Origin of the sequence: Streptomyces chartreusis (genome assembly GCF_008704715.1) — a bacterium.
Classification (GTDB): domain Bacteria; phylum Actinomycetota; class Actinomycetes; order Streptomycetales; family Streptomycetaceae; genus Streptomyces; species Streptomyces chartreusis.
Window position 1 is genome coordinate 9,515,255 of the sequence record NZ_CP023689.1, and the last position, 14,804, is coordinate 9,530,058.

Here is a 14,804-nt window from a genome sequence, read left to right on the forward strand (position 1 = left end):
GGCCTGCGTCAGCCGCCCGCGGTGACCTGGTCCAGCGGCAGCCACAGGGTGGTGTTGGTGCTCGGGCCGACGTTCGTCTGACGCACCCGGGTCAGTTCGGCGTTGGTGAGGGCCCGGTTCCAGACGCGGACCTCGTCGATGCGGCCGGTGAAGAACGCCCTGCTGTCCATCCGCTGGCCGATGTGCACCCCGAACGGCGAGTTGCGGCTGACGGATCCGGCCACGTCGGCCGTGCTGATCGCCCTGCCGTCGATGAACATGGTGAGCAGCCCGCCTCCGCGACGCAGGGCGAGGTGGTGCCACTGGCCGTCGTTGTGCGCGGCGGTGGTGCTGACGGACGCGGACCGCACGGCCGTCGCGCCGCTGCGCACCGTCATCAGTCCGCGCACCCGGTTGTTCTCGGGTTCGCCACGCAGCCAGAACTGCGGCTGATTGCCGCCGATGCCGCCCATCCACAGCAGCGGCTGCTCGCCGGTCCGGCTCGTGTAGCGGAACCACAGGGAGGCGGTGAAGCTCTGGGTGCCCAGCTCCAGCTGGTTCCGGAACGGCAGACGTACGGCGTCGTCGGTGCCGTCGAAGGACAAGGCGCCGCCGAACCGTCCGGTCACCGGCGCCGCGCCGCCCAGTACGCTCGCTCGCTGGGCCGACGGGGCACGGTCGGCGGTGGTCGGGTCGGCGCCTCGACGCGGCTTGAGCCACTCCTCGTTGAAGCGGGCGAAGCGGATCTCGTCGCGGGCGTCGACGGTGCCGCCCTCGTACATCAGCCCCACCACGTCGCCGCCGATGTGCACCATGTCGGAGTAGCCCGACCAGTCCTGGGTGACCACGGTGCCGCGGTCCACGCTCTCCCAGGTGCTGCCGCCGTCGTAGGAGGAGCGGATCATCATGGTCCTGCGGCGGTCCGGGTCGCCGGGGCAGGACAACAGCATGCGGCCACCGGCGAGTTGCAGCGTCGAGCCCTGGACCTGGGGGGTGTACAGGCTCGGGAGGGGACGGAACCGGGAGGTGAAGCTGTCCCCGCCGTCGGTGCTGAAGGTCTGGGTGCGGTGCCCCAGATCGGTGCCGTCCTGCTCGCGACCGCTGACCAGGATGGCACCGTCGGTGCGCTCGCTGATGGTGAGTTCGGACGGCTTCTGGTGGAAGGTGCCGTCCGTGGCGATGGGCCAGGTGTCGGTGGCACCGCGGCGCCAGGTGGTGCCACCGTCGTCGCTGACGATGAGGGCCGCGTGGTTGGCGGAGACCCGACTGCCGTTCCAGGTCTCGGCGTTGACACCGAAGACCAGCCGGCCGGCGTGACTGCCGCGGGTGAGCTGGATCCCGTGCACGGGGCCGCTGGCGTACCAGGAGTTCCAGCTCGCGGGCAGGATCTGCGAGCTCAGGTTGCGCGGCCGGGTCCAGGTGCGGCCGTCGTCGTCGCTGTACTGGAGGTGCGGGGTGCGGTTGCACGGGACGGCACAGCTGGAGCCGTCCGGACTCGCGGTGTTGTGCGTCTGCGGCAGCAGGATGCGGCCGGTCTCCCGGTCCACGACCGGGGCCGGGTTGCCGCGGGTGTTGCCGGCACCGTCGGTGACGACCTGGAGCGGTCCCCAGGTGCGGCCGCCGTCGGTCGAGCGTTTCATCACGATGTCGATGTCGCCGGCGTCACCGCACGTGGCGTGACGTCCCTCGGCGAAGGCCAGGAGCGTGCCCTGGTTCGTCTGTACGACGGCCGGGATCCGGAAGCACGAGTAGCCGCCGGGATCCTGTGACGCCCTGAAGATCACCCGCTGCTCGAAGAGCGGTACGGCCTTGGCGGGTTGGGCGTGGGCGGGGCCCACGAGGGCCGCCGCGGTCGCCAGGACCACGCCTGCGGCGAGGTCGGCCTTCAGGTGTGCGCGAAGCCTCGACGGCATGAAGCGGCCCTTCGTTGTGCCTCTCGTCTGAACATCCCACGTCCCATTTATTAATATTTGGGAGTGTTTGATGTGGTTGACACGCCGCAGCATGCGAGTGACGGAACTGTCGGCACGTCATCCGCCACAGGCGGAGCGGATCTTGTAGAAGGTGCTCAGATACCGGGCGTGGTACGACGCACTGGTGATCCGCACGATCGCCTCGTCGGCCGAGCGCAGCGACGACCCGGTGAGGTTGGCGCTCCCCGTGTACACGCGCGGGGTGGTGGCGCCGTTGAAGTCACCGTCGATCAGCATCTGCTTGTTGTGCGGGCGTACGTCGATGCCGGGGCCGTTGGGGATACGGCATCTGCGGTGCTGGATGCCCGCGGCGTTCAGCCGGCTGGTGATCGCGGAGTCGCTGTCGCCGTAGACGATGTCGATCCAGCAACCCCGGCCGCGCAGCTGGGCCAGCTTGTCGGCGACCTGGCGGCGGGAGCCGAAGAAGCTGTGCGTCACGATCCGGATGGCGGTCCGGTGCCGCAGCCCGTCCGCACCGGTGTAGGCACAGGTCACCTCGTCGAGCACGTTGACGACGGTGTCCGAGGCCGGGTTGTTGTACGACGCGTCACCGCGCGGGAAGAAGTAGCCGCGGTAGGTCGAGCCGGTCGGTGTGGAGGCGTAGGCGTTGTTGTCGCCGCGTGCGAGCGTGCGCCCGCGGCGGAGCCGGTCGTGGTAGGAGGCGTAGCCGTTGTAGACCGTGGTGTCCGTGAAGGTGACGGCGTCGTTGAAGGACTCGACCTTGTACCAGTCGGAGAGGTTCGACGAAGTCTGGAACACGACCCTCGAATGACTGGTGCCGTCGTCGAAGGGCCCGATCCGCGAGAACAGGAAGAACTTGTTGTGGTTGTACGCCGGTTGGGGCGGCGCCACGGCCAGGCAGCCGCGCCGGACGTCGTCCACCCCGTCGGCGTCCTCGAACCGGTCGTCGCAGACGACGATCCAGGACCGGGCGTCCGTATTGGTCCCGAGCGCGGACCTGAGGGACCGGAAGGCCGCGTTCGCGAACTCGGCGCCGTCGGGACCGACATACGTCGAGTCGTCGACGACGAGTCTGACGTCGACGCCGCGCCGGTGCGCGGCGATCAGCGCGTTCGCGACCTCCCGATCCACGAACTCGTGCATCGCACCGCGGATCTGCGCCCCGGCCGGCGTCGCCCCGATCAGTCGGACCAGCTGAGTGAAGATCGCCTTCTGCTGCGCCGCCGTGCCCAGCGGGTCATTGAACACGGGCCCGTTCACGACCGGCTTGGTCAGGGCGGCGGCCGGTGTGGCGCCGCCGATGAGAAGCGCGGTGAGCAGGGACAGCACGGTGGCGACGGCGAGGGACGTGGCGCGCGTGGGCAGGAAGATCACTGATCGTGCTTTCCTTGCCGCAAACCGCGACTGTCTGATCGTGCGTCAGATTCACCCGGACGGCGGACAGGGCCACGTACCTGATCCGGCCGGGGCTCGCTCCCGCAGAGAGAGCTTCCGCACGGTGCGCGCTAGCTCCTGGTGACGTCCTTCACGAACACGATCCCGTCGATGGCGTTCAGGTGGGCCGGGTCGAGGGCGGCGTACCCGAACCAGGGGGATACGCGAGGCGCGGGCGATGAGTCGCCGAGGGTGGGGGCCAACCGGGCGGGGTCGATGACCGAGCTCTGCTGCGGGAGGGCGTAGAGCATCCCTTCAAAGGTGTCCGGCGGGGGAGTGTCGACGCCGCGGTGTCGGATCGTGCCGAGGGCCGTGGCCACGAAGGCGTAGTCCGCGCCGAGTCGGGCGTTCACCAGCGCGCCGGCGCTCCACCACTCCAGCCGGTCTCCGCCCATCCGCATCGAGCTCTTCTCCCGCTGGAGGTGGCCGTTGTGGGCGTGGACGAACACGGGTCCACGGTCGGCGAGGGCGAGGAGGTTCCGGGCCATCATCTGGTCCCGCACGCTCACCAGCCGGGTCAGGCGGGCCGGCGAGGAGTCCGCCATCCAGTGGTGGTAGCGCAGCAGACCGTTCGCGGTGCGGGCGTACAGGCGGGCCCGATCCCATTCCTCGGCCGTGGACTCCGCGAGCAGGTGCGGCATCTGCTCGTCGAGCAGTGCCGCCAGATCGTCGGCGAGCACGCGCAGCTCACCGGCCTCCGCCGATCGGCCGGTGGACCGGGAGGGGTCCATCATCGCGGCGGGCTCGGTCCAACGGTCGTCGGCGCCGAGCAGGCGGTCGAGCGCGTCCGCGGTGCAGGGCAGCAGGCTCGTGTCCACCCGGGCGGAGAGGTAGCCGTGGAGCGCGGTGAGGGCCTGCCGTGGGCTCGCCGCCGCCGTGATCTCCAGCGGGCCGTCGAAGCCGGCGAAGCGGAGCCGCTCGGACGCGGGGCGGCCGTCGTTGTAGTCACGCATCCAGCGCACGAGCTCGCGGTTGCCCGCGAAGGCGCCCCAGTCGTGGCTGATGCCGTGCGCCATGGCGTCGTCGAGGCTGCCGGTGCCCGAGGTGACGTAGTCGTCCACGACCAGCCCCATCAGGCAGTCGCTCTCGATCGCGATCGTCCGGTAGCCCTCCTGCTCGACCAACTGCCGGAAGAGGTCGTTGCGCAGTTCGAGCAGAGCGTCCTCGCCGTGAGTGGGCTCGCCCAGGGCGAGCAGCCGGGGTCGGGTCGGGACCAGCCTCATGACGGAGGCGGCGTCGACGGAATGGGCGGTGTCCTTGATGTCAGTCGCCATGCCTTCAACGGTATCGTTGAACCTTCGATTGAAACTTTGCCGCGATATCGTCGGTCTCATGGGGCAAAACCTTCAAACCGGTGGTCGGCTCCGGCCGGTCGATCTGGCGCGCGGACACGGTCTGTCCACGCAGGCGGTCAGGAACTACGAGGAGGCCGGCATCCTCCCGTCCGCCGCGCGCACGCCCCACGGCTACCGGACCTACACCTCGCTCCACGCGAGGGCTCTGCGCGCGTTCCTCGCCCTGGTGCCGGGGCACGGCCATCAAACGGCGGCGTCGATCATGCGGGCCGTGAATGAGGGGCGCGTTGATCAGGCTCTCCACCTCATCGACGAGAGCCATGTCCAGCTCCTCGACGATCGGCGGACCCTCCAGGCGGTGGAGAGCGCCTTGCGCGACCTGGAGCCCGAGTCCGGGGCCGATCCGGCAGCGGTGTCTGCGCCGGGCGGCACCTTCATCGGTCCCCTGGCGGAGGCGCTGGGGATCCGGCCCGCGACGCTGCGCAAATGGGAGCGCGCCGGACTGGTCCGCCCGCGGCGCGATCCGCAGACGGGGTACCGGGTCTACGACGAGGCGGACGTACGGGACGCCCGGTTGGCTCACCAACTCCGGCGAGGTGGCTACCTGTTGGAGCACATCGCCCCGCTGATCGCCCAGGTGCGGGCGGCAGGAGGTCTGGAGCCGCTGGAGGCCGCGCTGTCGGACTGGCACGACCGGCTGTCCGCCCGCGGACGGGCGATGCTGACCGGGGCCGCGGAGCTGGAGGAGTACCTGCGGGAGTACGTGACTTGAAATCGGCCCTATGGCCCACGATTTGACCGGTCCAAACCATTGGCAGTCGCATCGGCGGAGCCCGGCAGTCCGGTGAAACGGTGCTTCCGGCTCCCGCCTGGGCGGCTGAGTCCGAGGCGATGCCCGAGGGCGTTCGTGATCCATCGTCGAGCACACGGTCGAGCGGGATTCAGCCGTCCCGACGCACCTGCGCTTTTGCGTCAGGTTCCGCTGCAAGTGCACGAAAGTTCCACGGATACATCACTATTTGACGCGACGAATGCGTCGACGACCGGTCTCTGAGGGGGAAGCCGGCGTCACGCGTGGGGGTGCGTCCGCTCGACGGAGCAGTGCTCACCCCTGCCCGGGGAGGGAACAGCACCGCATGAAGCGGACCTTACGCACCACTTCGCTGACGACGGACGCGCTCATAGCCGCCGAACCGGCCGCCGACGGAACGCCGTACGCCGGGACAGACCTGACCCGATCCGACCGCTCCGTGTCCGGGTGGACCCCGGCCGCCACAGCGCTCACCTTCACCCTGCCGCAGTCCGCGGCATCCTCCACGGCCGCCGGCTCGGGCTCTTCCGCGCCGGCCGGCGACCCGGCACCGGACGCCCGTGTGCCCGAGGGCGGCGCCGAGCCCGTCTCTCCCGCGGGGAGCTGACCGGACGTACCGGCAGCGAGGTCCTGACCGCGCCTTCTTGCGCGTCGGGTCCTGCATTCCTCCCCACACCTCGGCCGTGGAGCACATCAATGCACGTTCATCACGGCGCGCGACGCAATGCCGCCGCGCGCGTCACCCTGCTCACCGAAGGCACCTACCCGCACAGTCACGGGGGTGTGAGCGTCTGGTGCGACCAACTCGTCACCGGCATGTCGGACATCGAGTTCGACGTCGTCGCCGTCACCGGCACCGGACGGGAACCCACCGTGTGGGACCTTCCTGACCATGTCCGCAGCGTCCTGTCGGTCCCCATGTGGGGCGCCGCTCCCGAGGGCCGTCCACCGCGCGGCCGGTCGCGCAGGCAACTCGCGGATGTCTACGAGCGGTTCCTGACCGCGCTCGTGGACCCCGGCGCCGAGGACGGCTTCGCACCCGCCCTGTACGCCCTGGCACGCGCCGCGGCGGACGGCGAGCTCAGCTCTTTCCTGCGGGGCCACACGGCGATAGCGATCCTTACCGCCGTATGGAGGCGACCCGGGCTGGCGGTGCGTGAGGCGCGGCCTACGCTGCACGATGCGCTCACCGCCACCGCCCTGCTCGAACACGCCCTGCGTCCGCTGGCCGCGCCGCCACCGCAGCACGGCGTCGCGCATGCCGTCAGCGGCGGCGTCGCAGTCCTGCCGGGGCTCGCGGCACGGGAGCGGTACGAGGTTCCGCTGCTCCTCACCGAGCACGGCGTCTACCTGCGCGAGCGCTACCTCGGCTATCGCACCGCGCCGTACCGCTGGCCGGTGAAGGCGGTGGTGCTCGGCTTCTTCCGGCTGCTGGCGGAGGAGAGTTACCGCCAGGCGGCCCTGATCACCCCCGGCAACCGCTACAACCGGCTGTGGGAGGAACAGGGCGGCGCCGACCCGGAGTCCATCCGCACCGTCTACAACGGCGTCGACCCCGCCGCGTTCCCACCTGCCGGGCCCGAGCCGGAGTCGCTCACGCTGAGCTGGGCCGGGCGGGTCGACCCGATTAAGGACCTGGAGACCCTGATCCGCGCCTTCGCCCTCGTCCGCCGGCAACTCCCCGACGTGCGGCTGAGGTTGTTCGGAGGCACCCCTCGGGGCGGCGAGGCGTACCGGGAACGCTGTGAGGCCCTGGCCGCCGAGCTGGGGCACGGGGACGCCGTGACCTTCGAGGGGCGCGTCGACGACATCAAGGACGCCTACGCGGCGGGGAACGTGGTGATGCTGTCGAGCATCAGCGAAGGCTTCCCGTTCACCCTCATCGAGGCCATGTCGTGCGGCCGGGCGACCGTGTCCACGGACGTGGGCGGCGTGCGCGAGGCCGTCGGCGACACCGGGCTCGTGGTGCCGCCGCGCGACCCCGCCGCCATGGCCGCCGCTGCGCTGGAGCTGCTGGGCGATCCCGAGCGGCGCCGCGCCATGGGGGAGGCGGCACGGCTGCGCGTCATCGAACAGTTCACCCTGCGCCAGACCATCGACACGTTCCGCGCCATTTACCACGAACTGGCGGTAGGGAAGCCCGAGTCGGCCGCCAGAGTCGTGCTGCCCTCTCCGGCGGTCAGCGGCACGGGGAGCCTGACCGGATGAGCGGTCCCCTGTCCCTCGAGCCCGGTGGCGTCGAGGCGGACACGCTTGCGCTGCGGCTGGCCGCACCTCGCCCGCGACGGGCCCCGGACGACGCCATGCCCGCGAAACGGCCGCCTGGGCGGAGGCCCCAGGAGGAGGCGGTCAGCACGCTGGCCGCGGGGCTCGCCGACTCCATAGCTCCCGCCGTCCATCCCTACGAGGTGGCGGCACTGTTGGAGGCGGAGGGCCTGTCCGCCTCGATGATCAAGGAACGGTACGGGCATCCGAACCTCTTCTCGCTGGCGACCGCGCTGTACGAGAGGGTGCCGCGGACGTTCCCCGAGCCGCCGCCGGCGACCGACCTCTGGCGGCCCGACACCCTGCGCTGCCTGCTGCGCGGCGCATTGTTCGCGCTGCCCGCACTGGCGTACCTGCTCACCGCACCGCTGTGGCCGCTCATCCGGCACGCTCCCGTGCTGATCGTGGCGGGCATCGCCTCCTGGGCGTGGGGGCAGGCGCTCGGCCACCGCGCGCACCTGCGGCTGGTGGCGGGACGGCGCGACGCGTCCGGCACCCTGCTGTCCGGGTCCCTGCTGGGCGCCGCGGTCGCGACGTCGCTCGCCGTGCTGCCCGCCGACAGCGCCTTGGCCGTCGGGGCGGCGGCCGCCCAGTCCCTGTACCTGGCGGCCGCGAGTGTGCTGCTGGTTCTGGCCCGGGAACGGCTGCTGCTGGCCGCGCTCAGCCCACTGATCGCCGGTGCCGTGGCACTGCCCTGGTGGGAGCCGGGGCCGGAACTGCGGGCCGGGCTGCCCGTGTTGGCACTCCTGGCGACATTGCTGGCCGCCGGCCTCGTCCTGAGGGTGGGCCGCTCCGGCCCGGCGGCATCCGGCGCCGCGCGGCCGAGGCTGCTCGCGTCCCTGCCGTACGGCTTGTTCGGGCTGGCCGCCGCGGTGCTCGTCATGCTGGAGGGGCGCAGGCAGCCGTACATGGTGATCGCCCTGACCCTGAGCATGGGCCCCGCCGAGTGGCTGCTGTACCGCTACCGCGGCTGGTCGGTCGCGGCACTGCGGGCCAGCGCGACCCCGGCCGGGTTCATGCTGCGTTCGGCCGCGGTCCTCGGCCTGTGCCTGGCCGCCTACCTGCTGCTGTTGCTGCCGGCCGCCCTGCTCACCGGCTCCGGTCCAGCCGCACCGCTGCTGCTCGCAGCCGTCCTGTGGACCGCCCTGCTGCTCCAGGCGTTCGGGGTCGCCTGGCCACCCGCCGTGCTCTGCCTCGCCGCCGCCGGCGCGGCCGCCGCGGTCACCCTGCCGGAGCTGCCACCAGAACCGGCCGTACTGCCTGCCGCCTGCGCCGTCACCGCCGTCTGCCTCATGGCCTGCGCGATACACCGCCTCGGCCGGCCCTCCCCGCACGCCTGACCCCGCGAACACCTCCGAACGGGCCACAAGCCCCACTGGCACGCCCGACCACAGGGGTGACCTCCGGACGGGCCACACCTGTTCGTCCGCCCGACCACGCCCACGATCCCGACAGGACCGCCGGCCGGCACCGCTCGGTGCAGGGTCTCCGACCTGTCAACGCCTATGAAAGGAACCATGAGTTGACCTCCGCACCACTCGCCGCCGTCACCGGAGCCGAAGGCTTCATCGGCTCGCATCTCACCGAGGCGCTCGTCGCCTCCGGCCACCGCGTCAGGGCCATGGCCCAGTACAACTCGTTCTCCTCCTACGGGTGGCTGGAGACCCTGCCCGCCGACGTCCTGGACCAGGTGGAGATCGTCCTCGGCGACGTACGCGACCCGGGCTCGGTGCGCGGCCTGCTCGACGGCGCCGACTGCGCCTACCACCTCGCCGCGCTCATCGCGATCCCGTACTCCTACCAGGCCCCGCACAGCTACGTGGACACCAACGTCACCGGCACGCTCAACGTCCTGGAAGCGGTGCGCTCGCTGGAGATCCCGCGCCTGGTGCACACCTCCACCAGCGAGACGTACGGCACCGCGCAGACCGTACCGATCACCGAGGACCACCCCATCAACACGCAGTCGCCGTACGCCGCTTCGAAGGCGGGCGGCGACCGGCTGGCCGACAGCTACCACGCCAGCTTCGGCACACCCGTGGTGACGCTGCGCCCGTTCAACACCTTCGGCCCGCGCCAGTCGATGCGCGCGGTGATCCCCACCGTGATCGGCCAGGTGGCGGCCGGGCAGCGCACCATCACGCTCGGCGACCTGCGCCCCACCCGGGACTTCACCTTCGTCGAGGACACCGCGAAGGCGTTCCTCGCCGTCGGTACCGCGCCCGCGGACCGGGTGGTGGGCCGCACCTTCAACGCCGGGACCGGAGGCGAGATCTCCGTCGGTGACCTGGTCGCCCTGATCGGCAAGGTCATGGACGCGCCGCTCGACGTCCGTGAGGACTCCGCGCGCATGAGGCCCGCGGCCTCCGAGGTGATGCGGCTCGTCGCCGACGCCACCCGGCTGACCACGGCGACCGGCTGGCGGCCCGGCAGCACGCTGGAGGAAGGGCTCGCGCGCACCGCGCGGTGGTTCACCGACCCCGTCAACCTGGCCCGCTACAAGACCGGCATCTACAACATCTGACCCGACCGGCACGTACCGCAGGAGGTATGCCATGCACGCAGTGATCCTGGCCGGCGGGAAGGGCGTGAGGCTGCGGCCGTACACGACCGCGCTGCCCAAGCCGCTCGTCCCCATCGGCGACCAGCACGCGATCCTGGAGATCGTGCTGCGTCAGCTGTCCACGTCCGGCTTCACCCGCTGCACCATCGCCATCGGGCATCTGGGCGAGATCATCCGCGCCTACGTCGGCGACGGGACCCAGTGGGGCCTGAGCGTCGACTACGCCACCGAGGACAGCCCGCTGGGCACCATGGGTCCGCTGCTGACCCTGCGCGACCGGCTCCCCGAGCACTTCCTCGTCATGAACGGCGACGTCCTCACCGACCTCGACTACGCCGACGTGCTGCGCACGCACGAGGCGTCGGGCACGCCCCTGACCATCGCCACGTACGCCCGCAAGGTGCACATCGACTTCGGGGTGCTGACCACCGACGCCAGCCGGGTCGTCGCCTTCACCGAGAAGCCCAGCATCGACTACCGGGTCTCCATGGGCGTCTACGGCGTCTCGCGGACCACCCTCGACCACTACACCCCCGGACTCCCGCTCGGCTTCGACGAGCTGGTGATGGACCTGCTCGCCGCCGAACGTCCCCCGCAAGCCTACGAGTTCGACGGGTACTGGCTCGACATCGGCCGTCCCGACGACTACGACCGGGCCAACGCGGAGTTCACCAGCCGCAAGTCGCTCCTGCTCAAGGGGGCCTGAGGAGAACCATGCACATCCTCGTACTCGGCAACACCGGCTACCTGGGCGCACATGTCGCCGAGCACCTGCGCGCCCTGCCGGACGTGCGCGTCCTCGTCGCCGGCCGCTCGCCCGCCGCCGACATCACCGTGGACCTCGCCACCGACAGCCCGCGGGACCTGGCGGCCCTGCTGGCCGAGGCCGCGCCCGACGCCGTCGTCAACTGCGCGGGCGCGACCGGCGGCGACGCCGTCACCCTCGCGGAGGTGAACGCCCGCGGCCCCGCCGTGCTGTGCGCGGCGCTGCGGCTGGCGGCGCCGGGAGCCCGCCTGGTCCATCTGGGCTCGGCCGCCGAGTACGGGCCCACCGAACCCGGCATGCGGGTCACGGAGTCGGCCGCGACCCGGCCGGCCGGCCCGTACGGCGCGACCAAACTGGCCGGCACGGTGGCGGTCACCGCGTCAGGGCTGGACGCGACGGTGCTCAGGGTGGGGAATCCGGTGGGCGCGGGGGCCCCGCCCACCGGGCTGCCCGGCCGGGTCGCCCGTCTGCTCGCCGACGCCGGACCCGACCCGGACGCGGAACTGCGGCTCGGCGACCTGTCCGCCCACCGCGACTTCGTGGACGCCCGCGACGTGGCACGGGCGGCCCGACTGGCGGTCACGGCCGCAGGGCCGCTGCCGCCCGTGCTGAACATCGGCGGCGGCGACGCCCGCCCCGTCCGCGATCTCGTGCGCCTGCTGGCGGAGGCGGCCGGCTTCCGGGGCCGGATCATCGAGGCGGGGTCCGGCGGATCCGCCCGGTCCGCGCAGGTGTCGTGGCAGTGCTCGGACATCACCGCAGCCCGCGACGCCCTCGGCTGGACGCCGACGCACACCCTCGACGCGTCGGTGGCAGCGCTCCGGGCCGCCGAGGGGGTACCCGCGCGGTGAGCCTGCTGATCCCGCTGTACGTGCATCCGGCCGAGGACCCGGGCGCCTGGCACCGGCTCATCACCTGCGCCACCCGCACCTACGCCGTCGTACTCAACCCGGCGAACGGGCCGGGCGAGGCCCGGGACCCGGCGTTCGCCACGGCCGCCGGGGCACTGCGCGCGGCGGGAGCCCGGGTGCTGGGCTACCTCGACATGGACTACGGCGTCCGCGACCCCGCACGGATCACGGAGGAACTGCGCCGGCACCAGGAGTGGTACGCCGTCGACGGATGCTTCCTGGACCAGGCGCCGGCGGACTCGCGGGGACTCCCGGGCTGCCGTCGCCTGGTCCGCTCCGCCCGCGGACTCGGCGCCTCGACAGTGGTCCTCAACCCGGGCGTCCACCCCGCGCCCGGGTACGCCCGGCTGGCCGATCTGACGGTCACCTTCGAAGGGCCGTGGTCGAGTTATGTGTCGGACTTCAGCCGCCCCGCCTGGACCGAGCGGTTGCCCGCCGAGCGGCTGTGCCACCTGGTCCACGGTGTCCCGGAACCCCTCGTGCCGCTCGCCGTGCGGACGGCGGGGGAGCGGGGCGCGGGTGTGTGCGGGCCGGTGACGGGAGACCTGCCCAATCCCTGGGCGCGGCTGACGCCCGCGCTGGCGGGGGCGGACCGGTGAGGCGGGCGGCCTTGGCCGTCGTGGCCATGCTGCTCGCCCTGACCGCATGCTCCGAGGGGCCCGCCCCCGGCAAGGTCGCTGCCAACGGCGCGCGTTGGCAGCCACGCCCCGGAACGGCGTGGCAGTGGCAACTGAGCGGCAGGCTCGACCCGTCCGTCGAGGTGCCCGTCTACGACATCGACGGATTCGAGAACAGCGCCGGCGACGTCGCGCGCCTGCACCGGGACGGCCGCAGAGTGATCTGCTACATCAACGTCGGCGCCTGGGAGGACTTCCGCCCCGACCGGGACGACTTCCCCCGCTCCGTGCTCGGCCGGCCCAACGGCTGGCGCGGCGAACGCTGGCTGGACATCCGTCGTTTGACGATCCTTCGCCCACTCATGGAACGACGCTTCGACATGTGCCGGGACAAAGGCTTCGACGCCGTGGAACCGGACCTGGTCGAGGGCTACGCCGACGACACCGGCTTCCATCTCACCGCCCACGACCAGCTCCGCTACAACCGCATGATCGCCGGGATCGCACACGAACGCGGACTCGCCGTGGGCCTCAAGAACGACCTGGCCCAAATCCACCACCTGGTAGGCGACTTCGACTTCGCGGTGAACGAGGAGTGCGCCCAGTACGACGAGTGCGAGCTGCTCGAACCGTTCACCGCCGGGGGCAAGGCGGTCTTCCACGTGGAGTACGCCGTGCCCACGTCCCGCTTCTGCCGGACCTCCAGCCGGCTGCGCCTGTCGTCGATGCTGAAGAGGCTGGAGCTGGACGCCTGGCGGAAGCCGTGCTGACGCCCGGGTGTCAGGAGCCGTCGGATTCCGGCTCGGCGAGGGTGATCGCCCCGGACGGGCAGACCCCGGCGGCCATGCGTGCGGCCGCGCGGTGAGCGGCCGTCGGCTCGGTTTGCAGCAGGAGCACCCGGCCGTCGTCCTCGTCCTGGTCGAAGACCTCGGGGGCGGTCAGGGCGCACATCCCGGCGCCGATGCACCGCCCACGGTCGACGCTCACCTGCGCCGCGCTCATGCTCCCTCCCGGTCCCACGTGACCGGGAGGCTCTTCACCCCGTAGATGTCCGCGGTCTCCGGGCGCAGACCGACCTCCTCGGCCGGCACGGCAAGGCGCAGGGTGGGGAACCGGTCGAGGAGCGCGCGGAACGCGACCCGCATTTCGACGCGGGCCAGCTGCTGTCCGAGGCACTGGTGGATGCCGTGGCTGAAGGCCAGGTGCCCGCCGGTGTCCTGCCTGCTCAGATCGAGCACATGGGGATCGGCGAAGCGCTCGGGGTCGCGGTTGGCGGTGTTGTACGACAGCACGACCGTCGTGCCGGCCTCGATCGTCTGGCCGCCGACCTCGACGTCCTCCAGGGCCGTCCTCATGAACGTCTTGGCGACGCTCAGATAACGCAGCAACTCCTCCACGGCCCCGTCGGTGATCGCGGGGTCGGCGCGCAGCGCGGCCAGTTGTCCCGGGTTCTGAAGCAGGGCGAAGGTCCCGAGGGACAGCATGTTCGCGGTGGTGTCGAATCCGGCGGCCAGCAGGATCAGGCTGATCCCCTTCAGCTCCTCGTCCGTCAGATCGCTGTCGGTGAGCTCGCTGAGCACGTCGTCGGTGGGGTTCGCGCGCTTGGCGGCCACCAGTCGAGCGAGGTACTCCTGCGTCGCGGTGTAGGCCGCGATCAGCTCCTCGTCACTGGTGGCCCCGCCCATGAACGTGTCGATCTGCTCCTGGAAGGAGCCCCGGTCCTCGTACGGCACCCCCAGCAGCTCGCAGATGACGATGGTGGGGATGGGCTTGGCGAAGGCCGTCACCAGGTCCGTCGGCGGCCCGGTCTTCTCCATGGCGTCCAGGCAGTCGGCGGTGATCTGCTCGATGCGCTCGGTCAGCAGCCGCATCCGCCGCACCGTGAACTTGCCCGCCAGCGGCTGGCGGTAGCGCCGGTGCTGCGGGTCGTCCATGAGGAGGAACTCGCCGGGCGGGGCCGGGGGAAGCTCGAAGTCGACGACGTTCATGAGCTCCTTGCGCGAGCTGAACCGCGGGTCGGCCAGGACCGACCTGACCAGGTCGTACCCGGTGATCAGCCAGCCCGGTTTGCCGCCGGGATGGGTGCAGCGGCTGATGGGGCCGTGCCTGCGGGCGTCGAGCAGCTCCGCCGGCGGGTCGAAGGGACAGCCGGCCTGACGCTCCGTCGGCAGCGTCGCGACGGTGTGGACGGACTCGCTCATGACCATTCCTCATCTCGCGATATGACGT

General features: G+C 71.5%; 14 protein-coding genes. 9 read left to right on the forward strand and 5 right to left on the reverse strand.

Annotated elements, in window-relative coordinates:
• Positions 1-8: 8 nt before the first annotated feature.
• The 3 genes from CP983_RS42000 to CP983_RS42010 form a co-directional block, all read right to left on the reverse strand.
• Positions 9-1,892, reverse strand: a complete 1,884-nt coding sequence (locus CP983_RS42000; RefSeq protein ID WP_150505738.1) for a sialidase family protein — start codon at positions 1,890-1,892, stop codon at positions 9-11.
• Between the two features lie 117 nt (positions 1,893-2,009).
• On the reverse strand, positions 2,010-3,287 hold the full coding sequence (locus tag CP983_RS42005; protein WP_229914913.1) for a phospholipase D-like domain-containing protein: 1,278 nt from the start codon (positions 3,285-3,287) through the stop codon (positions 2,010-2,012).
• 131 nt (positions 3,288-3,418) lie between these two features.
• On the reverse strand, positions 3,419-4,621 hold the full coding sequence (locus tag CP983_RS42010) for an erythromycin esterase family protein (protein WP_150505742.1): 1,203 nt from the start codon (positions 4,619-4,621) through the stop codon (positions 3,419-3,421).
• A gap of 58 nt (positions 4,622-4,679) precedes the next feature.
• Here CP983_RS42010 and CP983_RS42015 point away from each other — a divergent pair, with 58 nt between their 5' ends.
• The 9 genes from CP983_RS42015 (at position 4,680) to CP983_RS42055 (ending at position 13,345) form a co-directional block, all read left to right on the forward strand.
• Positions 4,680-5,414, forward strand: coding sequence for a TioE family transcriptional regulator (locus CP983_RS42015; protein ID WP_150505744.1), 735 nt, complete (start codon positions 4,680-4,682; stop codon positions 5,412-5,414).
• Positions 5,415-5,778: 364 nt separating this feature from the next.
• Positions 5,779-6,060, forward strand: coding sequence for a hypothetical protein (locus CP983_RS42020; RefSeq protein ID WP_150505746.1), 282 nt, complete (start codon positions 5,779-5,781; stop codon positions 6,058-6,060).
• A gap of 89 nt (positions 6,061-6,149) precedes the next feature.
• Positions 6,150-7,661: a GT4 family glycosyltransferase PelF gene (gene pelF, locus CP983_RS42025; protein ID WP_150505748.1), complete on the forward strand. Its 1,512-nt coding sequence runs from the start codon at positions 6,150-6,152 to the stop codon at positions 7,659-7,661.
• Complete coding sequence (locus CP983_RS42030; RefSeq protein ID WP_150505750.1) at positions 7,658-9,058, forward strand: hypothetical protein; 1,401 nt, start codon at positions 7,658-7,660, stop codon at positions 9,056-9,058. The genes pelF and CP983_RS42030 overlap by 4 nt, the downstream gene beginning before the upstream one ends.
• A gap of 182 nt (positions 9,059-9,240) precedes the next feature.
• Positions 9,241-10,242, forward strand: coding sequence for a GDP-mannose 4,6-dehydratase (locus tag CP983_RS42035; RefSeq protein ID WP_150505752.1), 1,002 nt, complete (start codon positions 9,241-9,243; stop codon positions 10,240-10,242).
• Positions 10,243-10,273: 31 nt separating this feature from the next.
• Complete coding sequence (locus tag CP983_RS42040) at positions 10,274-10,987, forward strand: nucleotidyltransferase family protein (protein ID WP_150505754.1); 714 nt, start codon at positions 10,274-10,276, stop codon at positions 10,985-10,987.
• 8 nt (positions 10,988-10,995) lie between these two features.
• On the forward strand, positions 10,996-11,898 hold the full coding sequence (locus CP983_RS42045; protein WP_150505756.1) for an NAD-dependent epimerase/dehydratase family protein: 903 nt from the start codon (positions 10,996-10,998) through the stop codon (positions 11,896-11,898).
• On the forward strand, positions 11,895-12,557 hold the full coding sequence (locus tag CP983_RS42050) for a spherulation-specific family 4 protein (protein WP_150505758.1): 663 nt from the start codon (positions 11,895-11,897) through the stop codon (positions 12,555-12,557). Before CP983_RS42045 ends, CP983_RS42050 begins: the two co-directional genes overlap by 4 nt.
• Before the next feature lie 26 nt (positions 12,558-12,583).
• Positions 12,584-13,345, forward strand: coding sequence for an endo alpha-1,4 polygalactosaminidase (locus CP983_RS42055; protein ID WP_150507212.1), 762 nt, complete (start codon positions 12,584-12,586; stop codon positions 13,343-13,345).
• A gap of 10 nt (positions 13,346-13,355) precedes the next feature.
• Here CP983_RS42055 and CP983_RS42060 read toward each other — a convergent pair whose 3' ends face one another.
• Positions 13,356-13,577, reverse strand: a complete 222-nt coding sequence (locus CP983_RS42060) for a ferredoxin (protein WP_150505760.1) — start codon at positions 13,575-13,577, stop codon at positions 13,356-13,358.
• Complete coding sequence (locus tag CP983_RS42065) at positions 13,574-14,776, reverse strand: cytochrome P450 (RefSeq protein WP_150505762.1); 1,203 nt, start codon at positions 14,774-14,776, stop codon at positions 13,574-13,576. The genes CP983_RS42060 and CP983_RS42065 overlap by 4 nt, the downstream gene beginning before the upstream one ends.
• Positions 14,777-14,804: the final 28 nt, after the last annotated feature.